This window comes from Pseudomonas sp. SMN5 (assembly GCF_052041925.1).
GTDB lineage: Bacteria > Pseudomonadota > Gammaproteobacteria > Pseudomonadales > Pseudomonadaceae > Aquipseudomonas.
In genome coordinates, this window is sequence record NZ_JBKGGX010000014.1 from 104908 (window position 1) to 130075 (window position 25168).

A 25168-nucleotide genomic window follows, 5' to 3' on the forward strand; every position below is an offset into this window, starting at 1 on the left:
TTGCGTTGCCGCGTGATTGGCCTCTAAGCTCAGTCGCCAATAACAAGCACGACCCGCCGAGGTTACTCCTATGCCGCAGCCATGGCCCGCCACCGCTATCGCCCGTTCGATCCTCGACGGTTTCGACGATTATCGCGAGCATTTCCGGCAGATTACCGACGGCGCCCGCGCCCGGTTCGAGCAGGCCCAGTGGCAGGAAGCGCAGGCGGCGTCGGCGGCGCGGATCAATCTGTATGAAGAAAAGGTCTTCGAAACCGTGGCCCGCCTGCGCCAGGCATTCGACGACGAGGCGCTGATGGATGTCGGCTGCTGGCCGTTGGTCAAGAGCGCGTACATCAGCCTGATCGACCTGCGTTTCGACGATGAGCTCTCGGAGACCTGGTACAACTCGATTTTCTGCGGGCTGTTCAGCCATGACCTGATCAGCGACGGCACCATGTTCATTCACACCACCCGGCCCAGCCTGCGCCGGGCCCGTGCTGCCCAGACCCGCACCTACAAGCCCCATGGCCAGCTCGACCGGATGCTCGGGCAGATCTTTGCCGACTACCGTTTCAGCGAAGACTACGCCGATCTGCCGGGTGACTTGCAGCGTCTTGAAGCGCAGTTGCGCGAGAACCTGCCGGACTGGGTCTGCAAGGACCCGGAGCTGACCGTGGAACTGTTCTCCTCGGTGCTCTATCGCAACAAAGGCGCCTACCTAGTGGGCCGGATCTACACCCACGATGACCAATGGCCGTTGGTGATTCCGTTGTTGCATCGCGAGGGTCGGGGCATCCAGATCGACGCGCTGATCACCGATGAGGCGCAGGTCTCGATCATCTTTTCGTTCACCCGCTCGTACTTCATGGTGGACGTGCCGGTGCCGGCGGAATTCATCGGCTTTCTCAAGCGCATCCTGCCGGGCAAGCACATCGCCGAGCTGTACACGTCCATCGGTTTTTACAAGCATGGCAAGTCGGAATTCTACCGGGCGCTGATCAATCACCTGGCGAACACCGACGATCGATTCATCATGGCACCGGGCGTGCGCGGCATGGTCATGAGCGTGTTCACCCTGCCGGGGTTCAACACCGTGTTCAAGATCATCAAGGACCGTTTCTCGCCGTCGAAGAATGTCGACCGGGCCACGGTGATCGAGAAGTACCGCCTGGTGAAGAGTGTCGACCGGGTCGGACGCATGGCCGATACCCAGGAGTTCGCCGATTTCCGTTTCCCCCTGAGCAAGTTCGAGCCGGCGTGCCTTGAGGAACTGCTGGAAGTGGCGCCGTCCACCGTCTCGGTGCAAGGCGACACGGTGCTGATCCGCCACTGCTGGACCGAGCGGCGCATGACCCCGCTGAACCTCTACCTGGAAAACGCCAACGAAGCCCAGGTGCGCGAGGCGCTGGAGGACTATGGCCTGGCCATCAAGCAACTGGCGGCGGCCAATATCTTCCCCGGCGACATGCTGCTCAAGAACTTCGGCGTGACCCGCCATGGCCGCGTGGTGTTCTACGATTACGATGAAATCTGCTTCCTGACCGAAGCCAACTTTCGCCACATCCCTCAGCCTCGCACCCCGGAAGACGAAATGGCTTCCGAGCCCTGGTACTCCATCGGGCCGCTGGATGTGTTTCCCGAGGAATTCCCGCCGTTCCTGTTCGCCGACGCCGGGCAACGCAAGCTGTTCGATCAACTCCACGGCGAGCTGTACAACGCCGATTACTGGAAAGGATTGCAAGAGGCGATCCGTGCCGGGAAGGTGATCGATGTCTTCCCTTATCGGCGCAAGGGATAGAAGCAGCTTCAAGCTTCAAGCTTCAAGCTTCAAGCTTCAAGCTTCAAGCGGCAAGTTTCGAGTTTCCGGCCAACGCAGCTTGCAACTTGCAGCTTGCAGCTTGAAACTTGCCGCTGCTCCTTATCTCCCTTGCGTACCTGATGACTGACCAAGCCCCCGCTCTCGACAAGCTGCTGAAAAACCTCGACCACGCCATGCTCGCCGACCGTCATCGGTTGCGGCGCCAGTTGCTCGAGCTGCGCAAGAAACCCGACGAGGCCAAGCTCGCCCAGTGGGTGGCGCGCATGCAGGCGTCGTGCGATCAGGTGCTGGCGCGTAAAGCGAGCCTGCCGCTGATTCGCTATGACGACAATCTGCCGATTGCCGCCAAGCGCGATGAAATCAAGCAAGCGCTGCTCAAGCATCAGGTGTTGATCATCGCCGGTGAAACCGGTTCGGGTAAAACCACCCAGTTGCCGAAGATCTGCCTGGAAATCGGGCGCGGCCAGCATGGCTTGATCGGCCACACCCAACCCCGTCGGATCGCCGCCCGCAGCGTGGCCAGTCGCGTCGCCGAGGAACTGGCGACGCCCTTGGGCGCGCTGGTGGGGTATCAGGTGCGGTTCGAGGACCAGAGCGATGCCAACACCCTGATCAAGCTGATGACCGACGGCATCCTGCTGGCCGAGACCCAGAACGACCGTTACCTGGAACGCTACGACACGATCATCGTCGACGAAGCCCACGAACGCAGCCTCAACATCGATTTCCTGCTGGGTTATCTCAAGACGCTGCTGCCGCGCCGCCCGGACCTGAAAGTCATCATCACATCGGCGACCATTGACCTGGAGCGCTTCTCCAGACACTTCGATGACGCGCCGATTGTCGAAGTCTCCGGCCGCACCTTCCCGGTGGAAACCTGGTATCGGCCGCTGACCCTGGAGCAGGACGAAGAAGGCAACCGGGTCGAAGATGACCTGACCGTCGACCAGGCGATCCTCGCCGTCCTCGATGAGATCGCCGCCCATGAGCGCAGCGAGCGGCGCAGTCCGGGCGATGTGCTGGTGTTCCTGCCAGGCGAGCGGGAGATTCGCGACGCGGCGGAAATGCTGCGCAAGGCCCAGCTCAAGCACACCGAGATCCTGCCGTTGTATGCGCGTTTGTCGCCGGCCGAACAACAGCGGATTTTCCAGTCCCATCCGGGCCGTCGCGTGGTGCTGGCGACCAACGTCGCCGAAACCTCGCTGACCGTGCCGGGCATTCGCTACGTGATCGACAGCGGCACCGCACGCATCAGCCGCTACAGCTACCGGGCCAAGGTTCAGCGCCTGCCCATCGAAGCCATTTCCCAGGCCAGCGCCAACCAGCGCAAAGGGCGCTGTGGGCGGGTCGAGCCGGGGATCTGTGTGCGGTTGTACAGCGAGGAGGATTTCCTCGGCCGGCCGGAATTCACCGACCCCGAGATCCTGCGCACCAACCTGGCGGCGGTGATCCTGCAGATGCTGCACCTGCGCCTGGGCGAGATTACCGACTTCCCGTTCATCGAGCCGCCGGATGGCAAGGCCATCAGTGACGGTTTCAACCTGCTGCAAGAGCTCTCGGCGGTGGATCGCAACGGCCAGTTGACCCCGCTCGGTCGGCAGTTGGCGCGCCTGCCGGTGGACCCGCGCATGGGCCGCATGCTCTTGGAAGCGGCGAAACTGGGCAGCCTCCAGGAAGTGCTGATCGTCGCCAGCGCCATGTCGATCCAGGATCCGCGCGAGCGCCCACCCGAGCGCCAGCAAGCCGCCGACCAGGCCCACGCCCAATGGAAAGACGCCGATTCGGATTTCGCCGGGCTGGTCAATCTGTGGCGTGGTTTCGAGGAGCAGCGCCAAGCGTTGACCGCCAACCCCTTGCGCAATTGGTGTCGCAAGAATTTCCTCAACTACTTGCGCCTGCGCGAGTGGCGTGATTCCCATCGCCAGTTGAGCCTGATCTGTCGCGACATGCAGTTGAGCCTCAACAAGGAACCGGCGGATTACCCGAAACTGCACAAGGCGGTGCTCTCGGGCCTGCTCAGCCAGATCGGCCAGAAAACCGAAGAGGGCGATTACCTCGGTGCCCGTCAGCGCCGGTTCTGGGTCCACCCGTCATCGGGCCTGGGCAAGAAGCGGCCGCAATGGCTGATGACCGCCGAGCTGGTGGAAACCACCAAGCTGTATGCGCGCATGGTCGCCAAGATCGAACCGGACTGGATCGAGCCGCTGGCCGGGCACTTGATCAAGAAGAATCACTTCGAACCCCATTGGGAAAAGAAGCGTGGACAGGTGGTGGCCTATGAACAGATCACCCTGTTCGGGCTGATCGTGGTCGGTCGTCGGCCGGTGCATTACGGTCCGGTGGACCCGGTGGTGTCGCGGGAGCTGTTCATCCGCGAGGCGCTGGTGCGCGGCGAGATCCAGTCCCGAGCCAAATGCCTGGGGGCCAATACCCGGCTGCTGGAGCAGCTCGACGATCTGGAAGCCAAGGCCCGTCGTCGCGACATCCTGGCGGACGAAGAAACCCTGTTTGCGTTCTACGATGCGCGCCTGCCGGCGGAGATCCACCAGACCGCAACCTTCGACAGCTGGTACCGCATCAACAGTCAGAAAGACCCGCAACTGCTGATCATGCGCGAAGAAGACGTGCTGGCCCGCGAGGCCAATGAGGTCACCGCCGCGCATTACCCGGACACCTTGCGCGTCGGCGATTTGACCTTACCCCTGAGCTACCACTTCGAACCCAACCATCCCCGCGACGGCGTGACCCTGCGAGTGCCGGCGCCGCTGTTGCCGATGCTGCCGCCGGAGCGCCTGGAATGGCTGGTGCCGGGGATGATCGAGGCCAAGTGCATTGCCTTGGTGCGCAACTTGCCCAAGGCTCTGCGCAAGAACTTCGTGCCGGTGCCGGATTTCGTCAAGGCCGCGTTGCAACGCATTACTTTTGCCGAGGGCTCTTTGCCACAGTCCCTGGGGCGTGAGCTGTTGCGCATGACCGGGGCGCGGGTCAGTGACGAAGCCTGGGCCGAAGCCGCGCAGCAGGTCGAAAGCCATTTGCGCATGAACCTGGAGATCGTCGACGGCCAGGGCAAATTCCTCGGCGAAGGCCGTGACCTGGCCGAGCTGACGGCGCGCTTTGCCGAGGCCAGCCAGGCTGCGCTGGCCGTGCCGCAGACAGCCAAGAGCCAGGCGCCGGTAGAGGCGAAGATCTTTGCGCCAGTGGCGGAAAAAACCCAACAGAAGATCGCCGGTCTGTCGATGACGGTGTATCCGGCGCTGGTGGAAGAGGGCGGCGTGGTCAAGGAAGGCCGTTTCCCGACCCCGGCCGAGGCCGAATTCCAGCATCGCCGCGCCTTGCAACGCCTGTTGATGCAGCAACTGGCCGAGTCCGCCAAGTTCCTGCGTGGCAAGCTGCCAGGGTTGACCGAGCTGGGCCTGCTGTACCGCGAGCTGGGCCGCATCGACAGCCTGGTGGAAGACATCCTGCTGGCGAGCCTCGACAGCTGCGTGCTGGACGGCGAGGCGAGCCTGCCCCGCGACGGCGCCGCGCTCGCCTCCCTGGCCGAGCGCAAGCGCGGCGGGTGGACCGAGCACGCCGAGCGTCTGGCGAAGCTGACCCTGGACATCCTCAAGCTCTGGCACGGCCTGCAAAAACGCTTCAAGGGCAAGATCGACCTGGCCCAGGCCGTGGCGCTCAACGACATCAAGCAGCAGCTCAACCACTTGGTGTACCCGGGCTTCGTGCGCGAAACCCCACATCAATGGCTCAAGGAACTGCCGCGCTACCTCAAGGCCATCGAGCAGCGCTTCGAGAAACTCGGCAGTCAGGTGCAGAAGGACCGGGTCTGGAGTGGTGAGCTGTCGAACCTCTGGACGCAATACCAGGCCCGCGCCAGCAAACATGCCCAGGAAGGCAAGCGCGATCCGCAACTGGAACTGTACCGTTGGTGGCTGGAAGAATACCGGGTCTCGCTGTTTGCCCAGCAGTTGGGAACCAAGGTGCCGATTTCGGATAAGCGTTTGAGCAAGCAGTGGGGGCAGGTGGAGCCTTGATCAGATCCAGATGACCCCCTGGCCCCTGTGGGAGCGAGCCTGCTCGCGATAGCGGTGTGTCAGTGACAGATGTGGTGACTGACACTCCATTATCGCGAGCAAGCTCGCTCCCACAGGGGATTTGTGTCTGGATTGACGGACCATGGGCCAAACCCCAGCGTTTATGGCAAACTTCGCGCCTATAAATGCCGGCCCTGTGGTTTTGAGCTTCAATGCCACGGGCGGATCGGAATAAAGCGATGCCAGGTCTGCCTCCCCTGGATGGGAAAAGACCCTTTGCGTATTGGTACGTCGGTGCCAATGCTTTCTGCCTGAACAGATCAGAGACACGACCATGCATAACGTCGTCATCAGCGGCACCGGCCTGTACACCCCGGCCAACAGCATCTCCAACGAAGAGCTGGTGCACTCTTTCAACACCTACGTCGCGCAGTTCAACGCCGACAACGCCGAGGCCATCGAGCGCGGCGAAGTCCAGGCGCTGACCGAATCCAACGCGGCGTTCATCGAAAAAGCCTCCGGCATCAAGAGCCGCTTTGTCATGGACAAGGACGGTATCCTCGACCCGCAACGCATGACCCCGCGCCTGCCCGAGCGCTCCAACGAAGAATGGTCGGTCCTCTGCGAAATGGCCGTGGCTGCCGCCAGACAGGCTCTTGAGCGCGCCGGTCGCACGGCGGCCGACATCGATGGGGTGATCGTCGCCTGTTCCAACTTGCAGCGTCCGTACCCGGCCATTGCCATCGAAGTCCAGGAAGCTTTGGGCATCGAAGGTTTCGGTTTCGACATGAACGTGGCCTGTTCTTCAGCGACCTTCGGCATCCAGGCGGCAGCCAACAGCGTGCAACTGGGCCAGGCGCGGGCGATCCTGATGGTCAACCCGGAGGTCTGCACCGGTCACCTGAACTTCCGCGACCGCGACAGCCACTTCATCTTCGGCGACGCGGCCACGGCCGTGATCATCGAACGGGCCGACCAGGCGACCTCGTCGTACCAGTTCGACGTGGTCAGCACCAAGTTGCTCACCAAGTTCTCCAACAACATCCGCAACAACTTCGGCTTCCTCAACCGCGCCGCAGAAGAGGGTGTCGGCAGCCGTGACAAGCTGTTCGTCCAGGAAGGCCGCAAGGTGTTCCGCGACGTCTGCCCGATGGTCGCCGAGCTGATCGGTGCCCACCTGGAGGAAAACCAGCTGAACGTCGCCGATGTGAAGCGCTTCTGGCTGCACCAGGCCAACCTGAGCATGAACCAGCTGATCGTGCGCAAGCTGCTGGGCCGCGAAGCCACCGAAGAAGAAGCGCCGGTGATCCTCGACCGCTACGCCAACACCAGCTCGGCCGGCTCGGTGATCGCCTTCCACAAATACCAGGACGACCTGCCCAGCGGCTCGGTCGCGGTACTCAGTTCGTTCGGCGCCGGGTATTCGATTGGCAGCGTGATTTTGCGCAAGCGCTGATCCAGCCCTGCCACCCTCTGTGGCAAGTGGAGTTTCTGTGGCGAGGGAGCTTGCTCCCGCTGGGTCGGTCCGACGCCTCGGGCGAAGCAGCCCCCCAGATCGTGCGGTCGCTGCGCAACCGAGCGGGAGCAAGCTCCCTCGCCACAAAAGCAGCATCAGGCCTCTCCCCATCTATCAGCCTGTACAAAACCCCTGTGGGAGCGAGCCTGCTCGCGAAAGCGGTATGTCAGTGACAAATCTGTTGACTGACTCACCTCTATCGCGAACAGGCTCGCTCCCACAGGGTTTCGGCGTTTGCCGTTATTCACTTTCGAAGTAAAAAGTTCCTCTGTCATAAAATCTTTATCTGATGGCAACTTGCCTGACACAACCTGCCGCCAAGATCCCCTCCCAACACCAGCGGGCCCGTTTCCGCGTGTTTTCCAACGCATAGACTACCAACAGGGGAATTCTTCGATGATCCGTAAGCACTTCGCAGGTGTTGCCGCCAGCGCACTGGCAATGGCAGTAACCGCCCAGGCTTTCGCCGGCACCGTCACCACCGACGGCGCCGATATCGTGGTCAAAACCAAGGGCGGCCTTGAGGTCGCTACCACTGACAAAGAGTTCAGCTTCAAGCTTGGCGGTCGTTTGCAGGCTGACTACAGCCAGTTCGACGGGATCTACACCGACAACGGCAAATCGGCCGACGCCGCCTACATCCGCCGCGCCTTCCTGGAACTGTCCGGCGTGCTGTACACGGATTGGGCCTACACCATCAACTACGACATGTCCCACAACAGTGGCGACTCCGATAACGGCTACTTCGACGAAGCGTCCCTGGCCTACAACGGCTTCAAGCCGGTCTCCATCAAGGTCGGTCGTTTCGACCCCGACTTCGGCCTGGAAAAAGCCACCAGCTCCAAGTGGGTCACTGCGCCTGAGCGTAACGCCGCTTATGATCTGATCGACTGGACCAACAGCCACCAGAACGGCCTGGGCCTGCAAGCCTCCAGCACCTTCGCCGATTCGTTCTACGCCTCGGCCGGTGTGTTCAGCAAAGACACCGACGACACCGACGGCGACAGCGTCAAGCAGGTCAACGGTCGCTTCGTCTTCGCCCCGATGCACGATGCCGGCAACGTGTTGCACTTCGGTGTGAACGTGGCTTCGCGTGACGTCTCCGACACCGTGTTCGATGCTCGTTATCGCTCCCGCCTGGGCATGCGTGGCGTGGAAACCCTCGGCGGCAACGATGCCGGCCCTAACGGCAACCGTCCGGTACTGGGCGGCGCCAACAACTCGCCGGCCGGCTCCTACGACCGCGACACCGCGTTCGGCCTGGAAGCCGCTTTCGCCATGGGCCCAGCCTCTATCCAGGGCGAATACATCACCCGCAAGACTAAGGCTGACGCCGACGGTTTCGAAGACATCAAGGGCCACGGCTTCTATGTCCAGGGCGCTTACACCCTCACCGGTGAATCCCGTGGCTATAAAGTCGGCAAGTTCGATGCCATCAAGCCTCAGAACAAGTCCATCGGCGCCTGGGAAGTGTTCTATCGCTACGACAGCCTGACCGTCGAAGACGACAACATCACCACCGCCAGCGCCACCCGTGACGTCGGCGATGCCGAAGCCAAGGTTCACAACCTGGGCGTGAACTGGTACGCCAACGAAGCGGTGAAAATCTCCGCCGCCTACATCAAGGCCAAGACCGACAAAGTCACCAACGTCAACGGCGATGACGATGGCGATGGTTTTGTCATGCGCGCCCAGTACGTGTTCTAAGGCACGTACCTGATACACCGCTTTAACTTCATCCGTTAACGCTCCTTTTTCAACCCCGCCTCTGGCGGGGTTTTTTTTGAGCTGCATTTGGGGGAAGCACTGTATGGGCAGTCACCTGTCAACCCTGACAGTTTCGGCGTATCAGTAAAGCGTGCTTACTTTCCCCAGTCACAATGGGCTCATGTGGAGAGTCGCCATGGCGGGATCAGATAAAGAAGGCCAACCCGGGTCCAATGGACCCGCCTCAAATAAGGGCGACTGGCCGACCGAAACGGCTGCTCAATTCCACTATGACGCGCTGGATGGCTTGATCGGACGCACTACATCCGCCGGAAAGGAACAACGGTTCTACCGAAACGATGAGTTGGCGAACGAAGTCAGCGGGACCGTCAGCACGACCTTTGTCCGCGCAGAGGGCGTTGTGCTCGCCGAGCATCAGACCGGCGGTGATCTCGGGCCTATGTTGCTGGTGGGCGATGATAAGAACAGTGTGCTGGGTGAACTGACTCAACAGGGCCTCAAGGGCATCGCTTATTCACCTTACGGCCATCGTACCGATGAAGCATTAGCGAGCAGCCACTTGGGGTACAACGGCGAGCGGCGTGAAAGGCAAACCGGGTGGTATTTGCTCGGCAATGGTTATCGAGTGTTCAACCCACGACTGATGAGATTTCATAGCCCGGACAGTTTGAGCCCATTTGGAAAGGGGGGCTTGAATGCGTATATGTATTGCGTTGGGGATCCGGTTAACAGTGTGGACCTCACTGGGCACTTTGCTTTTTCTAAAGGGGGTTTTTTGCGGCTTTTCAGGAAAACCACCGCGTCTTCCGTTGCTAAGAATATTCCCGAGGATTTAAAGAAGCGGCCAGAAGGAAAGTCGGCGTCCCTATTCACTATTACGAAGACACATGTTGGTGATCTTGATAAAAGACAGATGGTAGCTTATCACGACGCCAAGAAGGCGGTTCGTGAACTGAATGAGTTTATGGGCTCGGAAAACATAAGTTCGGAGGGCCTGACGATGAAGTGGAAGCAGATCGAAAAGTCTGTTGCTGAGGCAAGCTCCGCCAGGCAGATCTATGATTTTTCCGTGAGTAATTTAAAGAAGTACGGTATTACCAGGCATAGTGCAGACGCTTTTCGAGACCAAGCAAAAAAATATCATTCGTCAATGAAAGTGGATGTGGCGAAAATAGATGCTGATTTGGTTAAGGCGCAAAGTGAATTTAATGTGTGGAGCAATCGTCAGCGGAATTCAAACATTCGTGAGGGGGGATTGCGCAACGTAGTTTCACCTCAAACGAATAGACTCGGCGAAAGGTTGTTCTTCCAATAGGATTTCAACATAACGTTCTTTTGCGGTGCGCTGAGGTCGATATGGCTGATTCAAAACAAGCAGAGCAGCTCGCATCCTCCCGTGGCTCCAGTGCCAATCTTGGCGCTCGTACGGACGAAACGGTCGCAGGTTTCCGTTATGACGCGTTGGACATTCTGGTCGGACTCAGCACTGTCGACGGCCAAGCGCAACGGTTCTACCGAAACGATGAGTTGGCGAACGAGCTCAGTGGGGCTGTCAGCACAACCTTCGTGCGTGTAGAGGGCGTTGTGCTCGCTGAATGCCAAACCGGTGGTGAGACTCATTCCAGATTGCTGATGTGTGATGACAAGAACAGCGTGTTGGGTGAGCTTACTCAGCAGGGACTCAAGGGCATCGCTTATTCACCGTACGGCCATCGTACCGTTGAAGCATTGATGAAAGGCCATCTGGGCTACAACGGCGAGCGGCGTGAAAGGCAAACCGGGTGGTATTTGCTCGGCAATGGTTATCGAGTGTTCAACCCCCGGCTGATGAGGTTTCACAGCCCCGACAATTTGAGCCCGTTTGGAAAGGGGGGGGTGAATGCGTATATGTATTGCGTGGGGGATCCGGTTAACAGTGTGGACCCTACAGGGCATACAGTTGCAGGTGATTTTTTAAGGTTTTTCCGGGTTACCACTAATTCGCCTAGTTATCTTCCTGGTGCTACAAGCTCACCCAGCAGTTTTCTCAGAACTAAGGCGAGTAAAGTGACGGATGCATCTATTAAAACTATATCGCGTGATGATATTGAGGCTCTCCGACAAAGAAAGCTATTTTACGAAACCACCGCTGTTGCGCGGAAAGCAGATCATGTGACTAATTTGTTTAAGAGGCGTTTGGAGCGATCATTTGCTCGGGTTGAGCATGAGCGCGCTATTCAAGCGTCTTTACTGGCTAGTAAGGAATACGATTTCGCTATATTGAATCACGGTAAGGATGGTATTACCAGGCATAGCGCCTTGGATTTCAAAATAATAGCAGAGGCTTATAGAAGGGGAGTGGCATTAAAAAGTGGAGTGGAACAAGAGGCATATTTTAAAAAGTTTAAACTTTCAGAGGATGAGATGAAAAACATTCGTGGGGCGAATGTTGATAGAGCTCCATCCGGACAGTGAAGAGCAGGCTGTAAAATCTTTCCGCTTATCGTTCCTCTTCTCCAAATCGGCGATACTCTCCCATTCGCCGCCTGGACTTCGGGAATCCTCATGCCGCTTCACGTTCTGAACAACCTATCCTCCATCGCGCCTCGGCAGTGGGACGCGCTGGTACCCGCCAATCAGCCCTTCCTGCGCCACGCCTTCCTCCGCTCTCTGGAAGACAGCGCCAGCCTCGGTCCGCAGTCCGGCTGGCAGGCCGAGCATTTGCTGCACATCGAGGACGGGCGTTTGCTAGCGGCCTTGCCCAGTTATCGCAAATGGCATTCCTACGGCGAGTACGTGTTCGACCACGGCTGGGCCGATGCCTGTGCCCGGGCCGGCATCGACTATTACCCCAAGTTGCTGACGGCGGTGCCGTTCAGTCCGGTCAGTGGCCCGCGTCTGTTGGCGGCGCGGGTCGAGGATGGCCTGGCGTTGCTGGGCAGCGTGCCGGGTTACCTGGAAATCGAAGGGCTTTCCAGCGCTCACATCAACTTTACCGATGCGTTCACCGACACGGCGCTGGCCGGGCAGGAGGGCTGGTTGCAGCGGATCGGCTGCCAGTATCACTGGCGCAATCGCGGTTATCGGGATTTCCAGGACTTTCTCGACGCCCTCAGTTCGCGCAAGCGCAAGCAGATGCGCAAGGAGCGCGAGCAGGTGGCGGGGCAGGGCATCGAGTTCGAATGGCTCGAAGGTCATCAACTGGACGAGGCGCAGTGGGATTTCGTCTACGCCTGTTACGCCAACACCTATGCGGTGCGTCGGCAGGCGCCGTACCTGACGCGGGCGTTTTTCAGCCTGCTGGCCGAACGCATGCCCGAAGCGATTCGCGTGGTGCTTGCCAAGCAAGGTTCACGGCCGGTGGCGATGGCATTCAGTCTGGTGGGGGACGACAGTTTCTATGGGCGGTATTGGGGTTGCCTGGCGGAGTTTGACCGCCTGCATTTCGAGACCTGTTTCTACCAAGGGATGGACTACGCGATTGCCCATGGCTTGCAGCGTTTCGATGCCGGCGCCCAGGGCGAGCACAAATTGATCCGGGGGTTTGAGCCGGTGATTACCCGCTCGTGGCATTACTTGCGCCACCCGGGGTTGAAGGCAGCGGTCGAGGATTTTCTCGTTCGCGAACAGCAAGGGGTGTTGGCCTACGCCGAAGAGGCCAGGACGGCACTGCCTTATCGGCAGTGCTGATAGCTGCTGACTCGCGTGCAACCTTGTGGCGAGGGAGCTTGCTCCCGCTGGGCTGCGTAGCAGCCCTAATCAACTGACCTTCAACTCATGCATTGAGGCTTAAATCTCAGGGGGGCGCTTCGCACCCCAGCGGGAGCAAGCTCCCTCGCCACGGGGTTGGTGTGCTCAGTCAATCCCCACAAATCCACCCGTCTGATGCTGCCACAACCGCGCATACAACCCGCCTTGGGCCAGCAACTCGGCGTGGCTGCCGGTTTCGGCGATGCGACCGTTTTCCAGGACTACCAGGCGATCCATCCGGGCGATGGTCGATAGGCGGTGGGCGATGGCGATCACGGTCTTGCCTTGCATCAGGGTTTCCAGGCTTTCCTGGATCGCGGCTTCGACTTCCGAGTCCAGTGCCGAGGTCGCTTCGTCCATGATCAGGATCGGCGCATCCTTGAGCAGCACCCGCGCAATCGCGATGCGCTGGCGCTGGCCGCCGGACAGTTTCACCCCGCGTTCCCCCACGTGAGCATCGAAGCCGGTGCGGCCTTGTGCGTCCGACAGCAATGGGATGAACTCATCGGCGCGAGCCTTGTGCACCGCTTCCCAGAGTTGCGCATCGGTGGCGTCGGGCTTGCCGTACAGCAGGTTGTCGCGAATCGAGCGGTGCAGCAGCGAGGTGTCCTGGGTGATCATGCCGATACGTTCGCGCAGGCTTTCCTGGCTGACTTCGGCAATGTCCTGGCCGTCGATGAGAATCCGCCCGCCCTGCACGTCGTACAGGCGCAGCAGCAGGTTGACCAGGGTGGATTTGCCCGCGCCGGACGGGCCGATCAGGCCGATTTTCTCGCCGGGCCTGATGGTCAGGTCAAGGTCGCTGATCACCCCGCTTTTCTTGCCGTAGTGGAAATCCACATGCTCGAAGCGCACCTCGCCACGGGCCACCGCCAGGGGCCTGGCCTGGTCGCGGTCGGTGACGCTGACCGGCTGGGCGATGGTCTCCAGGCCGTCCTGGACCATGCCGATGTTTTCGAAGATGCCGTTGACCACCCACATGATCCAGCCGGACATGTTGACGATGCGGATCACCAGCCCGGTGGCCAGGGCAATCGCGCCGACGCTGATCAGCGACTGCGTCCACAGCCACAGCGCAAGACCGGTGGTGCCGACGATCAGCAGCCCGTTCATGCTGGTGATGACCACGTCCATGCTGGTCACGACACGGCCGGCCAACTGGGCTTTTTCGGTCTGTTCCTGGATCGCTTCGCGGGCGTACTGCTGCTCGAAGTGGGTGTGGGCGAACAGTTTCAGGGTGGTGATGTTGGTATAGCCATCGACGATCCGGCCCATGAGCTTGGAGCGGGCATCGGACGACACCACCGAACGTTCCTTGACCCGGGGCACGAAGTAATAGAGCGCGCCGATGTACGCGGCAATCCACAGCAGCAGCGGGATCATCAGGCGCCAGTCGGCTTCGGCGAACAGCACCAGTGAACTGATGGCGTAGATCAGCACGTGCCACAGCGCGTCTACGGCCTGGACCGCCGAGTCGCGCAGGGAGTTGCCGGTCTGCATGATCCGCTGGGCGATGCGCCCGGCGAAATCGTTCTGGAAGAAGTTCAGGCTTTGCTTGAGCACGTAGCTGTGGTTCTGCCAGCGGATCAGGCTGGTCATGCCGGGGCTCAGGGTCTGGTGCACCAGCAGGTCATGCAGGGCCACGAAGATCGGCCGGAACACCAGCGCCACCACGGCCATCCAGGCCAGTTCGAGGCCGTGGATCTTGAAGAAGTCGGCGTTGGGCGTGCCTTGGGTCAGGTCGATGATGCGGCTCAGGTAGCTGAACAACGCCACCTCGATCATTGCACCGATCAGGCCGACCACCAGCAGCACGGCGAAGCTGGGCCAGACTTGTTTCAGGTAATAGGTGTAGAAGGGCAGGACGCGGTTGGGCGGGGCCGAAGTCGGGGCGTCGCGGAAGATGTCGATCAGTGTTTCGAAACGGCGGTAAACCATGGGTCAATAGCCCGGGCCGGGCTCTCCTTTTTTGCTGTGAGCGGCGCGCGATTGCCGTCGCCGCTCAGGCTTGCCCTGTGGGGTCAGTCGAGGCGCTTGGCCGACTTGATGATCACAGGGTCGACCGGCACGTTTTGCATGCCTTGTTTGGTGGTGGTCTGGGAGTTGACGATGATGTCCACCACGTCCATGCCCTTGACCACTTTGGCGAAGACCGCGTAGCCGGCGTCACGGCCCGGATCGAGGAAGGCGTTGTCGGCTACGTTGATGAAGAACTGGCTGGTGGCCGAGTCCGGGTTGGACGTGCGCGCCATCGACAGGGTGCCGCGAACGTTATGCAGGCCGTTGCTGGCTTCGTTCTTGATCGGCGCCTTGGTGTCTTTCTGCACCATCTGTTGGGTGAAACCACCGCCCTGGGCCATGAAGCCCGGGATCACCCGGTGGAAGATGGTGCCGTTGTAGAAGCCGCTGTCCACGTAGTCCAGGAAGTTCTTGGTACTGATGGGGGCCTTGACCGGGTCCAGTTCGATTTCGATCTGGCCGTTGGTGGTGTCCAGCAGTACATGGGGTGCCTTGGCAGGTTGAGCGGCCATCAGATTGGCGGCAAACAGTACGGTGCCGGCGGCGAGGGCAATCTTTTTCAGCATGGGTCAGTGGTCCTGAGTGGTGGAGTCGGTTGCGGTCAAAAAGTCGAGCAGGGTCTGGTTGAAGCGTTCCGGTTGATCCAGCGGCGTAGCGTGCCGTGAATCGGTGATGACCACCAGCCGTGCGTTGGGTAGCCGTCTTACATAGGCTTCTTTAAGCGCCACCGGGGTGTAGTCGTGATCGGCGCAGATGACTAGGGTTGGACAGGCGACCTGCGACAGTCGTTCCTGCACGCCCCAGCCTACGATGGCGTCGAAACTGGCGAGATAAGCATGTTTGTCGTTCTTTGCCCAGCGCCGGGCCATTTCCAGGCGTAACTCGCTTTGCTCAGGCTTGGGGAACAACTTGGCGCCCAGGGCCTTGCCGATGCTTTCCAGGCTGAGCAGGCGCATCAGGCTCCAGCGCTTGAACCATTGCCAGCGATCGTCGAGGGTGCGGACTTTGACTTCAGGGGCGCTGTTGACGATGCACAGGCTTTTGACTCGCCGGGGTTCATCCACCGCCAGTTGAAAGCAGATCATCCCGCCCATGGACCAGCCCACCAGGTGCACCGGGCCCAGGTCGAGGTGCTCGATCAGCGCCAGCAGGTCTTCGCTGAAGCCCTCGATGCTATAGCGCTCGCGGGGCTTGTCGGAACGCCCGTGGCCGCGCACGTCCACCACGATCAGGCGGTAGTGGGCGGACAGCACAGGGATCTGTTTTTCCCAATCCAGGGTGTTGGAGCCCAACCCGTGAACCAGCACCAGAGGCGCGCCGTGGCCATATTCTTCGTAGTGCAGGCTGCAATCTTCGTGGACGAAATAGGCCATCGGCGAAATCCTTGTCAGGCTTGTTCAGGGGCGGCGAACGGCGCATCCAGCGGCGCGGTGTCGAAGGTGCGCAACAGTTCGACGAGAATCTGCGTGGCCGGCCCCAGCGGTTTTTCCTTGTTCGAAAACAGATAGAAGGTCGAGTTTCGGCTGCCTCCCTGTTCCAAGGGTAGACGCTTGAGCAGACCTTCCTTGAGTTCTCGCTCGATCATGTGCCGGGGCAGCCAGGCGAAACCCAGGCCGCTGCCGACGAAGGTCGCGGCGGTCGCCAGGCTGCCCACGGTCCAGCGCTGTTCGGCGCCCAGCCAGCCGACATCGCGCGGTTGCTGGCGACCGGAGTCGCGGATGACCACTTGCAACTGGCTTTCCAGATCCTGGAAGTTCAGCTCGCGGTTGAGCCGGTGCAGGGCATGCTCAGGGTGGGCCACGGCGACGAATTCCACGTCGCTCAACTCCGCGCCCAGGTAGCCAGGGATGCTGAAGCCGCTGATCGCCAGGTCGGCCACGCCTTCGAGCAGCACCTCCTCGACCCCCGACAACACCTCTTCGCGCAGGCGTACCCGGCAACCGCGGCTTTGCGGCATGAACGCGGTCAAGGCACGCACGAGGCGGGCGTTGGGATAGGCGGCGTCGACCACCAGGCGTACTTCCGCCTCCCAGCCCTGTTCCATGTGATGGGCCAGGTCTTCGAGTTGGCTGGCCTGTTTCACCAGTTGCCGGGAGCGACGCAGCAGTACGCCGCCGGCTTCGGTCAGCACCGCCTTGCGCCCGTCGATACGCAGCAACGGCACGCCGAGCTGATCCTGCATGCGGGCCACGGTGTAGCTCACCGACGACTGGGAGCGATGCAAGACTTCAGCGGCCTGGGCGAAGCCGCCGTGGTCCACCACGGCCTGCAACGTTCGCCATTGATCAAGGGTCACGCGGGGCGCTTTCACATTGAGCTCCTCTTGTCCTAAGCTGGCGGTCCCCTGGTGGAGACTGCCGAATGAAGAAAATCTGTTGCGCGGTACTGGCCTTGCTGCCGCTGACTGCCTTTGCCTACCCGATCGACGTGGAAAAACACCTCAATGGCCTGAGTATCGACTACAACGCCTATGACACCGATGCTGACATCGGTTCAATCCAGGTCAACAACTACGGCAGCACCGACGCGGCCTGCACCGTGGTGTTCCGCAACGGCCCCGAAGCGCCGCGCACCCGCAAGATCGAAGTCGCCGCCGGCAAGTTCAAGAACGCCACGGCCAAATTCAACCGCGACATCATTAAGCTGCGCATCGTGTTGACCTGCCAGCCGAAATAACCGGCAGCGGAGCAGCGCGTACGGCGTGCTCCGCTTATAAACGAATTTATCGATGCTTTGCAGCAATTATTTGCGCTTTTTCATCGATACGACGGCGTTTAACCTTCGCTCCATCGACTGACAACATTCTCAGATGGAGCCTACATCCCATGTCCCGCGTTCTGATCATCGAAAGCAGTGCCCGCCAGCAAGACTCGGTTTCCCGTCAACTGACCCAGACCTTCATCAGCCAGTGGAAAGCCGCACACCCAGCCGACGAAATCAGCGTCCGTGACCTGGCGATCAATCCGGTGCCACACCTGGATGCGCACTTGCTGGGCGGCTGGATGAAGCCCGCCGAACAACGCAGCGACACCGAAAACGCTTCGCTGGAACGCTCCAACGAACTGACCGATGAGCTGCTGGCTGCCGACGTACTGGTCATGGCCGCGCCGATGTACAACTTCGCCATCCCCAGCACCTTGAAAGCCTGGCTCGACCATGTGCTGCGTGCTGGCGTGACCTTCAAATACACCCCGACCGGCCCCCAAGGCCTGCTGAGCGGCAAGCGCGCCTTCGTACTGACCGCTCGCGGCGGCATCCATGCCGGCGGCAGCACCGATCACCAGGAACCCTACCTGCGTCAGGTCATGGCCTTCATCGGTATCCACGACGTGACGTTCATCCATGCCGAAGGCATGAACCTGGGCGGCGACTTCCAGGAGAAGGGCATCAATCAGGCCAACGCCAAACTGTCCCAGGTCGCCTGATCCGTTAATCCTCCGGTAATCGCCAGGTGGTCTAGTGACCTGGCGCTTCCCTTCAAACCGTTTTGCGCATCGAACCTCCCTTTGCACTTGTTGCTCCTGAGTGCAGTAGCCCGATTGAACGCTTTAGCGAGATCGGGCTTTTTTTTGCCTGCGATTCATGCAACGGCACAGATCCCTGTGGGAGCGAGCCTGCTCGCGATGACTATCTGTCAGTGACAGATCTGCTGGCTGACCCACCGCCATCGCGAGCAGGCTGGCTCCCGCATTGGGAAGTATGGTGCTCGCAGATCTTGCGTTCGCCGCCGATCCTGTGGGAGCGAGCCTGCTCGCGATGACTATCTGTCAGTGGCAGATCTGCTGGCTGACCCACCGCTATCGCGAGCAGGCTCGCTCCCACATTGGGAAGTGTGGTGCCCGCAGATCTTGCGTTCGCCGCCAATCCTGTGAGAGCGAGCCTGCTCGCGATGCTATCTGTCAGTGGCAGATCTGCTGGCTGACCCACCGCCATCGCGAGCAGGCTCGCTCCCACCCGGCAAAACCGTTATCTTCGCCGCCATTCGAAACGAGGGGCGTATGGGCTATCTACTTTTTGTGACACTTATCCAGGCATTTTCCTTCAGCCTGATCGGCGAATACCTGGCCGGGCATGTCGACAGTTACTTCGCGGTGCTGGTGCGGGTGGTGCTGGCGGGGCTGGTGTTCATTCCATTGACGCGCTGGCGCCAGGTCGAGCCGGCGTTCATGCGCGGCATGCTGCTGATAGGCGCGTTGCAGTTCGGCGTCACCTACGTGTGCCTGTACCTGAGCTTCCGGGTGCTGACCGTGCCGGAGGTGCTGCTCTTCACCATCCTCACACCGTTGCACGTGACCCTGATCGAAGATGCCCTGAACCGTCGCTTCAATCCCTGGGCACTGATCGCGGCACTGGTGGCCGTGGTCGGTGCGGCGGTGATCCGCTACGACCGGATCAATCCGGATTTCTTCATGGGCTTCCTGCTGCTGCAACTGGCCAACTTCACCTACGCGGCCGGGCAGGTGCTGTACAAGCATCTGGTAGCACGCCATCCGAGCGATCTGCCGCATTACCGGCGATTCGGCTATTTCTACCTTGGCGCGCTGGCGGTGGCGTTGCCGGCCTTCTTGTTGTTCGGCAAATCCGACTTCTGGCCTGAAGCACCATTGCAATGGGGCGTGCTGGTATTCCTTGGCCTGGTCTCCACCGCGCTCGGGCTCTATTGGTGGAACAAGGGCGCGTGCCTGGTCAACGGCGGGACGCTGGCGGTGATGAACAACCTGCACGTGCCGGTGGGGCTGTTGCTGAACCTGCTGATCTGGAATCAGCATGAGGAACTGGGCAGGTTGTTGCTGGGCGGGTCAGTGATATTGGCGGCGGTGTGGATCAGCCGATTGGGGGTGCGCCAGCCTCAGCCTTCATTCTGAACACTGTGGGAGCGAGCTTGCTCGCGATAGCCGATCATCAGTCAGCATCTACGTTTCTGACAACCGCTATCGCGAGCAAGCTCGCTCCCACAGGGGGGGTGGTTGGCTTTAGACCACCTGCTTCTGTGGCTCCGGCAGGTGGCTTGCCCCCAGCACCGCTGGCAGCAAACCCGAGCGCAGGTCCGTGCCACTGGGCTGCTGATACAGGTTCAACCCGAACTCCGGCATCACAGCCAGCAGGTAATCGAAGATATCCCCCTGGATCCGTTCATAGTCGGCCCACACCGTGGTGCCGGTGAAGCAATAGATTTCCAGCGGGATGCCCTGGGCCGTGGTTTGCAACTGGCGGACCATGCAGGTCATGTTCGGTTGGATTTCGGGATGGCTCTTCAGGTATGCCAAGGCATAGGCGCGGAAGGTGCCCAGGTTGGTCATCCGCCGACGGTTGGCCGACATGGCCGCGACGTTGCCCTGGGCCTCGTTCCAGGCCTTGAGCTCGGCCTGTTTGCGGCTGATGTAGTCAGTCAGCAGGCGCACCTGAGTCAGGCGCTGTTCTTCCTCATCGTGCAGAAAGCGCACGCCGCTGGCGTCGATGAACAGGCTGCGCTTGATCCGTCGCCCGCCGGATTGCTGCATGCCGCGCCAGTTCTTGAACGATTCGGACATCAGTCGCCAGGTGGGAATCGAGACGATGGTCTTGTCGAAATTCTGCACCTTGACCGTGTGCAGGGTGATGTCCACCACGTCACCGTCGGCTCCTACCTGGGGCATCTCGATCCAGTCGCCGACCCGCAGCATGTCGTTGCTGGTCAATTGCACGCTGGCGACGAACGACAACAGCGTGTCCTTGTACACCAACAGAATCACCGCTGACATCGCACCCAAACCCGACAGCAGTAACAGTGGCGAACGGTCGATCAATGTGGCGACGATGATGATCGCGCCGAACACATACAGGACCATTTTCGTCAGTTGCACATAGCCCTTGATCGAGCGGGTACGCGCATGTTCGGTGCGGGCGTAGACATCCAGCAGGGCGCTGAGCAGGGCACTGATGGCCAGCACCATGAACAGGATAGTGAAGGCCGTGGCAACATTGCCGAGCAATACCAGGCTGGTCTTGCCCAGTTCCGGCACCAGGTGCAGGCCGGACTGGATGATCAGCGAGGGGGTGGTCTGCGCCAGGCGATGGAACACCTTGTTCTGGCGCAGGTCGTTGATCCAGTACAAGGCGGGCTGGCGGCCCAGCAACTTGGCACCGTGCAAGATCAGGTAGCGCGCCACGCGCCCGAACACCAGGGCGATGGTCAGCAGCAGCAACAGGCCGAGGCTGGAATGCAGGAGCGGGTGCTGGTCTAGGGCACCCCAGAGGTCTTGGAGGTGGACCCAGAGCTGTTTGATATCCATGGACGAAACGATTCTTCTATAAAGGACGCGGCGGCGTGATTAGAGCATTTAAGCCGGTCCAGGTGACTGTTAGCGGCGTACTGCTTGAAAAAAATGCCACTGATTGTCGGTGTTTGCAGAAAGAAACTCGGCCTCCGCGCTCGAAACCGTTACCCTATGCAGCTGTTTTTTTGCATTTCTTCGAGGTAGCACCCGTGTTTTCCGAATTCGCCCTGCACGAACGCCTGCTCAAAGCCGTGGCCGAGCTTAAATTTGTCGAGCCAACGCCGGTGCAGGCAGCGGCTATTCCGCTCGCGCTCCAGGGGCGTGACCTGCGGGTGACGGCGCAGACCGGCAGCGGCAAGACCGCCGCGTTCGTGCTGCCGATCCTCAACCGCCTGATCGGCCCGGCCAAGATTCGCGTCAGCATCAAGACCCTGATCCTGCTGCCGACCCGTGAACTGGCCCAGCAGACCTTGAAGGAAGTGGAGCGCTTTTCGCAGTTCACCTTCATCAAGTCCGGCCTGATCACCGGTGGCGAAGATTTCAAGGTCCAGGCCGCCATGCTGCGCAAGGTCCCGGATATCCTGATCGGTACGCCGGGGCGGATGATCGAGCAACTGAACGCCGGCAACCTTGACCTCAGGGAAGTCGAAGTGCTGGTGCTGGACGAAGCCGACCGCATGCTGGACATGGGCTTTGCCGAAGACGTGCAACGCCTGGTGGACGAATGCGCCAACCGCCAGCAGACCATGCTGTTCTCCGCTACCACTGGCGGTTCCGGCCTGCGCGAGATGGTCGCCAAGGTGCTGAACAACCCGGAGCACTTGCAGCTCAATGCGGTCAGCCAACTGAACTCCACCACCCGCCAGCAGATCATCACGGCGGACCACAACCAGCACAAAGAGCAGATCGTGAACTGGTTGCTGGCGAACGAGACCTACGAAAAGGCCATCGTCTTCACCAACACCCGAGCCATGGCCGACCGCATCTACGGTCGCCTGGTGGCCCAGGAGTACAAGGCTTTTGTGCTGCACGGCGAGAAAGACCAGAAGGACCGCAAGCTGGCGATCGACCGCCTCAAGCAGGGCGGGGTGAAGATCCTGGTTGCCACCGACGTCGCCGCTCGCGGCCTGGACGTGGAAGGCCTGGACCTGGTCATCAATTTCGACATGCCGCGCAGCGGCGACGAATACGTGCACCGCATCGGTCGTACCGGCCGCGCTGGCAACGATGGCCTGGCGATCTCGCTGATCTGCCACGGCGACTGGAACCTGATGTCGAGCATCGAGCGCTACCTCAAGCAAAGCTTCGAGCGCCGCACCATCAAGGAAGTCAAAGGCACCTACGGCGGACCGAAAAAGGTCAAGGCCTCGGGCAAGGCCGTGGGCGCGAAGAAGAAAAAGGTCGACGCCAAGGGTGACAAAAAGAAAACCGCCGCCAAGGCCCCGACCAAACGCAAGACCGCCAACCGCCCGAAGAGCGACGCGCCATCGCTGGTCAGCAAAGACGGCATGGCCCCGCTCAAACGCCGCAGGCCAGAGGCTCCGGCGGCTGAGTGAATCGGCGCTGTTTTATGAAAAACCGGACCTGTGTCCGGTTTTTTTATGGATGAAAACCAACACTCAAGCTTCGCGCGGCCCCCGTGGTGAGGGAGCTTGCTCCCGCTGGACTGCGCAGCAGGCCCAACGATAGCGGCCTGCTCATCAGCTCCATTGGTTGTTTACCTGAGCAGAAGGGGCGCTTCGCACCCCAGCGGGAGCAAGCTCCCTCGCCACAAAGCAGGGTGGAGTCTGGCTTTGGTTAATCAACCTGCTTTTTTCTCGGCGTCTTTCAGCTCTTCCAAACGCTTGTCGATCAGCTGGCACTTGTCCGGCAGCTCCTTGCTGGCCGTTTCCAGGTCCATGGCCTGGAGTTCTTCATTCATTTCCTTGGCCTTGGCCGGGTTCTGCTGGGTGAGCCGGGTCACTTCCTGGGCCAGTTGTTCACGCTTGGCGGTGGCTTCCTCGGGGGTGCAGGCCCAGACGGGCAGGGCGCTGGCGAGGGCGGCGGCGAGTGTGAGCTGCATGAGGGTTTTCATGGTGGGGGCCTCGTATTCCTTGTTGGGCAGGTAAGAGGTTGAGGTCGATGCAGGGCGGAAAGTTCATTGCCGAGGCTTGGTTGTCGTCCGTTTCCTGCAGCGTCCTGCGACCCTTCCAGTCGCTGGAAGAGACATTTCTTGCCGTATAGACAGAAGGGCCTGATTTCAGATGAGCGGTCCCAGCGCTAGCCTCAAAGCTCAAATATTTAATTGACGCCAAAATGATGGCTAACTAATATCGCGCCGCTATTTTGATATCACTTTTGCTCGAGGGATCGAACATGTCCTCACCCGCCCTTTGGGCGAGGTTGTGCCTGGCTTTGCTGTGCATTTCTCCGCTGTACCCTTCTCCACTGAGCCTTGCCAACGCCGCCACCACGCCCGGTGACACGGACCTGATCCGCGAGCGACAGAATCGCCTGCTCGAAGACCAGCGTCGGCGCCTGGAAGAGCTCAAGGACCTGCCCGGTAAAGAGGCACAGCCGACCCAGCCCACAGCGCCTACCGACAGCCGTTGTTTCCCGATCAAGACCATCGAACTCAAGGGCGCCGACAGTCTTTCTACCCGCGAGCGCGAAGCCTTGCTCAAGCCCTACATCGGCCAATGCCTGGGCGTGCCGCAACTCAACGAACTGCTCAAGGTCATCACCGACCACTACATCGAAAAAGGCCTGGTCACCAGCCGTGCCTATCTGCCGCAGCAGGATCTGTCCGGCGGCCACCTGCAAGTGCTGGTGGTCGAGGGCCGACTGGAAGGCCTGAAAGGCGCCGAGAGCAGCCAACTGTCGGACCGCGAACTGGCGATGGCATTTCCCGGCAAGACCGGCGAGCTGGTCAACCTGCGAGAGATCGAACAGATGGTCGATCAGCTCAATCGCCTGCCGTCGAACCAGGCGAAAATGGAGCTGACCCCCGGCCAGAACGTCGGCGGCAGCGAAGTGCGTGTCACCAACGAGCCGAAAAAGCCCTGGCGCGCCGGGCTGGCGCGCAGCAACGACGGCCAGCGCAGCACCGGCGAGCAGCAGTGGGGTACGAGCTTGGAGTGGGACAGCCCGCTGGGCCTCGCCGACCAGTTGATGCTGCGTGGCGGTCACGACGGCATGAGCGACCACCAGCACACTTCCAACAACGCCATGCTCAATTACAACCTGCCCTGGGGCTGGTGGAACGTCAGCTACACCTACAGCCAGAGCGAGTACCGCTCGCAGATCGCGGCCAACGGTTTCAACTTCAAGCAGACCGGCGACAGCCAGAACCATCAGCTGCGGGTCGAGCGGGTGATCCACCGTGATGCGCTGAGCAAGACCTCCCTCAGCACCGGCCTTGCGTACCTGCGCACCAACAACTTCATCGAAGACAGCAAGCTTCGCGAGAGCAGCAATCGCATCAGCGAGGCCCAGTTCGGCCTCAACCACGGACGGCGGGTCGGCAGTGCCTTCGTCACCCTCGACCTGGGCCTGCAGGACGGTATCGGTGCCCTGGATGCCCAGGGCGATCACGACCCGGGCCCCGGCGTGCCGGACGCGCGCTATCGCAAATACACCGCCACCGCCAGCTACCTGCAACCGTTCAAGCTGTGGGACGAATCGTTCAGCTTCAGCAGCCTGATGACCGGCCAGCGCAGCGAAGACGTGCTGTTCAGCCCGCAACGCATGAGCCTGGGCGGGCAATCGTCGATTCGTGGCTACAAGGATCAATCGCTGTCTGGCGACAGCGGCGGCTACTGGCGCAACGACTTGCGCTGGAGCCGTCCGGTGACGTTGCAGTGGCTGCGCCCGGTGTTCGCCGAGTACGGCACCAGCCTCGGTTATGACCAGGGCGTGATTCGCGGCGACCGCTACAACGGCGACCAGCACGGGCGCATGTCGAGCAATTCGCTGGAGCTGTTCGCCCGTGGTGAGCACCTCAGCGCCAGCGTCACCTTCGCCCACTCCCTGGAACGACCGGATGCCCTGACCGAGGGCGAAGCGCCGATCTACTTCCGTATCGATGCATTTCTCTAATTTTGTTGTA

18 protein-coding genes are annotated in these 25168 nt (G+C 60.6%); 12 read left to right on the forward strand and 6 right to left on the reverse strand.

All coding sequences use genetic code 11. The features are described 5' to 3' along the window. Positions 1–70: 70 nt before the first annotated feature. From aceK to ACLEJR_RS16020, 7 genes are all read left to right on the forward strand, one after another. Positions 71–1780, forward strand: a complete 1710-nt coding sequence (aceK, locus tag ACLEJR_RS15990) for a bifunctional isocitrate dehydrogenase kinase/phosphatase (RefSeq protein ID WP_440814984.1) — start codon at positions 71–73, stop codon at positions 1778–1780. Positions 1781–1920: 140 nt separating this feature from the next. After that, positions 1921–5832, forward strand: a complete 3912-nt coding sequence (gene hrpA, locus ACLEJR_RS15995) for an ATP-dependent RNA helicase HrpA (RefSeq protein WP_440814985.1) — start codon at positions 1921–1923, stop codon at positions 5830–5832. Positions 5833–6166: 334 nt separating this feature from the next. After that, on the forward strand, positions 6167–7288 hold the full coding sequence (locus ACLEJR_RS16000) for a beta-ketoacyl-ACP synthase III (RefSeq protein ID WP_440797601.1): 1122 nt from the start codon (positions 6167–6169) through the stop codon (positions 7286–7288). A gap of 456 nt (positions 7289–7744) precedes the next feature. Next, positions 7745–9055, forward strand: a complete 1311-nt coding sequence (locus ACLEJR_RS16005) for an OprO/OprP family phosphate-selective porin (protein WP_440797603.1) — start codon at positions 7745–7747, stop codon at positions 9053–9055. Between the two features lie 196 nt (positions 9056–9251). Continuing rightward, positions 9252–10391, forward strand: coding sequence for an RHS repeat-associated core domain-containing protein (locus tag ACLEJR_RS16010; protein ID WP_440814986.1), 1140 nt, complete (start codon positions 9252–9254; stop codon positions 10389–10391). Between the two features lie 41 nt (positions 10392–10432). Further along, a complete protein-coding gene (locus tag ACLEJR_RS16015) occupies positions 10433–11530 on the forward strand; it encodes an RHS repeat-associated core domain-containing protein (RefSeq protein ID WP_440814987.1) in 1098 nt (365 codons plus the stop codon). Positions 11531–11620: 90 nt separating this feature from the next. Continuing rightward, entirely contained in the window at positions 11621–12745 is a 1125-nt protein-coding gene (locus tag ACLEJR_RS16020) for a GNAT family N-acetyltransferase (protein ID WP_440814988.1), read from the forward strand. 165 nt (positions 12746–12910) lie between these two features. Here ACLEJR_RS16020 and ACLEJR_RS16025 read toward each other — a convergent pair whose 3' ends face one another. The 4 genes from ACLEJR_RS16025 to ACLEJR_RS16040 all read right to left on the reverse strand — a co-directional run bounded on the left by ACLEJR_RS16025 (position 12911) and on the right by ACLEJR_RS16040 (position 17135). Beyond that, positions 12911–14743 (reverse strand): ABC transporter ATP-binding protein, encoded by a 1833-nt coding sequence (locus tag ACLEJR_RS16025; protein ID WP_440814989.1) that lies wholly within the window; start codon positions 14741–14743, stop codon positions 12911–12913. An 83-nt stretch (positions 14744–14826) separates the two neighbouring features. Beyond that, a complete protein-coding gene (locus tag ACLEJR_RS16030; RefSeq protein ID WP_440797611.1) occupies positions 14827–15390 on the reverse strand; it encodes a peptidylprolyl isomerase in 564 nt (187 codons plus the stop codon). Between the two features lie 3 nt (positions 15391–15393). Next, complete coding sequence (locus ACLEJR_RS16035; RefSeq protein WP_440814991.1) at positions 15394–16197, reverse strand: alpha/beta fold hydrolase; 804 nt, start codon at positions 16195–16197, stop codon at positions 15394–15396. A gap of 14 nt (positions 16198–16211) precedes the next feature. Beyond that, complete coding sequence (locus ACLEJR_RS16040) at positions 16212–17135, reverse strand: LysR family transcriptional regulator (RefSeq protein ID WP_440797615.1); 924 nt, start codon at positions 17133–17135, stop codon at positions 16212–16214. Between the two features lie 50 nt (positions 17136–17185). Between ACLEJR_RS16040 and ACLEJR_RS16045 the strand changes: the two genes are divergently transcribed. From ACLEJR_RS16045 to ACLEJR_RS16055, 3 genes are all read left to right on the forward strand, one after another. Continuing rightward, on the forward strand, positions 17186–17500 hold the full coding sequence (locus ACLEJR_RS16045) for a 3-phosphoglycerate kinase (protein WP_440797617.1): 315 nt from the start codon (positions 17186–17188) through the stop codon (positions 17498–17500). A 149-nt stretch (positions 17501–17649) separates the two neighbouring features. Continuing rightward, positions 17650–18249, forward strand: a complete 600-nt coding sequence (locus ACLEJR_RS16050) for an FMN-dependent NADH-azoreductase (protein ID WP_440814992.1) — start codon at positions 17650–17652, stop codon at positions 18247–18249. Positions 18250–18822: 573 nt separating this feature from the next. Further along, positions 18823–19689: a carboxylate/amino acid/amine transporter gene (locus tag ACLEJR_RS16055; protein ID WP_440814994.1), complete on the forward strand. Its 867-nt coding sequence runs from the start codon at positions 18823–18825 to the stop codon at positions 19687–19689. Between the two features lie 108 nt (positions 19690–19797). Here ACLEJR_RS16055 and ACLEJR_RS16060 read toward each other — a convergent pair whose 3' ends face one another. Continuing rightward, complete coding sequence (locus ACLEJR_RS16060) at positions 19798–21096, reverse strand: mechanosensitive ion channel family protein (RefSeq protein ID WP_440814996.1); 1299 nt, start codon at positions 21094–21096, stop codon at positions 19798–19800. Between the two features lie 194 nt (positions 21097–21290). Here ACLEJR_RS16060 and ACLEJR_RS16065 point away from each other — a divergent pair, with 194 nt between their 5' ends. After that, on the forward strand, positions 21291–22637 hold the full coding sequence (locus ACLEJR_RS16065; protein ID WP_440814998.1) for a DEAD/DEAH box helicase: 1347 nt from the start codon (positions 21291–21293) through the stop codon (positions 22635–22637). A gap of 245 nt (positions 22638–22882) precedes the next feature. On the opposite strand, the gene ACLEJR_RS16070 is transcribed toward ACLEJR_RS16065, so the two are convergent. Beyond that, a complete protein-coding gene (locus ACLEJR_RS16070; protein ID WP_440815000.1) occupies positions 22883–23155 on the reverse strand; it encodes a hypothetical protein in 273 nt (90 codons plus the stop codon). 281 nt (positions 23156–23436) lie between these two features. Between ACLEJR_RS16070 and ACLEJR_RS16075 the strand changes: the two genes are divergently transcribed. Next, positions 23437–25158, forward strand: a complete 1722-nt coding sequence (locus ACLEJR_RS16075; protein WP_440815002.1) for a ShlB/FhaC/HecB family hemolysin secretion/activation protein — start codon at positions 23437–23439, stop codon at positions 25156–25158. Positions 25159–25168: the final 10 nt, after the last annotated feature.

What these genes read in the sequence shown, in the direction of transcription:
- ACLEJR_RS16020 (WP_440814988.1), top strand. Translation starts at nt 11,621, where the DNA reads ATGCCGCTTCACGTTCTGAACAACCTATCCTCCATCGCGCCTCGGCAG.
- aceK (WP_440814984.1), top strand. Translation starts at nt 71, where the DNA reads ATGCCGCAGCCATGGCCCGCCACCGCTATCGCCCGTTCGATCCTCGAC.
- ACLEJR_RS16060 (WP_440814996.1), bottom strand. Translation starts at nt 21,096, where the DNA reads ATGGATATCAAACAGCTCTGGGTCCACCTCCAAGACCTCTGGGGTGCC.
- ACLEJR_RS16075 (WP_440815002.1), top strand. Translation starts at nt 23,437, where the DNA reads ATGTCCTCACCCGCCCTTTGGGCGAGGTTGTGCCTGGCTTTGCTGTGC.
- ACLEJR_RS16015 (WP_440814987.1), top strand. Translation starts at nt 10,433, where the DNA reads ATGGCTGATTCAAAACAAGCAGAGCAGCTCGCATCCTCCCGTGGCTCC.
- ACLEJR_RS16070 (WP_440815000.1), bottom strand. Translation starts at nt 23,155, where the DNA reads ATGAAAACCCTCATGCAGCTCACACTCGCCGCCGCCCTCGCCAGCGCC.
- ACLEJR_RS16050 (WP_440814992.1), top strand. Translation starts at nt 17,650, where the DNA reads ATGTCCCGCGTTCTGATCATCGAAAGCAGTGCCCGCCAGCAAGACTCG.
- ACLEJR_RS16055 (WP_440814994.1), top strand. Translation starts at nt 18,823, where the DNA reads ATGGGCTATCTACTTTTTGTGACACTTATCCAGGCATTTTCCTTCAGC.
- ACLEJR_RS16010 (WP_440814986.1), top strand. Translation starts at nt 9,252, where the DNA reads ATGGCGGGATCAGATAAAGAAGGCCAACCCGGGTCCAATGGACCCGCC.
- ACLEJR_RS16030 (WP_440797611.1), bottom strand. Translation starts at nt 15,390, where the DNA reads ATGCTGAAAAAGATTGCCCTCGCCGCCGGCACCGTACTGTTTGCCGCC.
- ACLEJR_RS16005 (WP_440797603.1), top strand. Translation starts at nt 7,745, where the DNA reads ATGATCCGTAAGCACTTCGCAGGTGTTGCCGCCAGCGCACTGGCAATG.
- ACLEJR_RS16000 (WP_440797601.1), top strand. Translation starts at nt 6,167, where the DNA reads ATGCATAACGTCGTCATCAGCGGCACCGGCCTGTACACCCCGGCCAAC.
- hrpA (WP_440814985.1), top strand. Translation starts at nt 1,921, where the DNA reads ATGACTGACCAAGCCCCCGCTCTCGACAAGCTGCTGAAAAACCTCGAC.
- ACLEJR_RS16025 (WP_440814989.1), bottom strand. Translation starts at nt 14,743, where the DNA reads ATGGTTTACCGCCGTTTCGAAACACTGATCGACATCTTCCGCGACGCC.
- ACLEJR_RS16045 (WP_440797617.1), top strand. Translation starts at nt 17,186, where the DNA reads ATGAAGAAAATCTGTTGCGCGGTACTGGCCTTGCTGCCGCTGACTGCC.
- ACLEJR_RS16035 (WP_440814991.1), bottom strand. Translation starts at nt 16,197, where the DNA reads ATGGCCTATTTCGTCCACGAAGATTGCAGCCTGCACTACGAAGAATAT.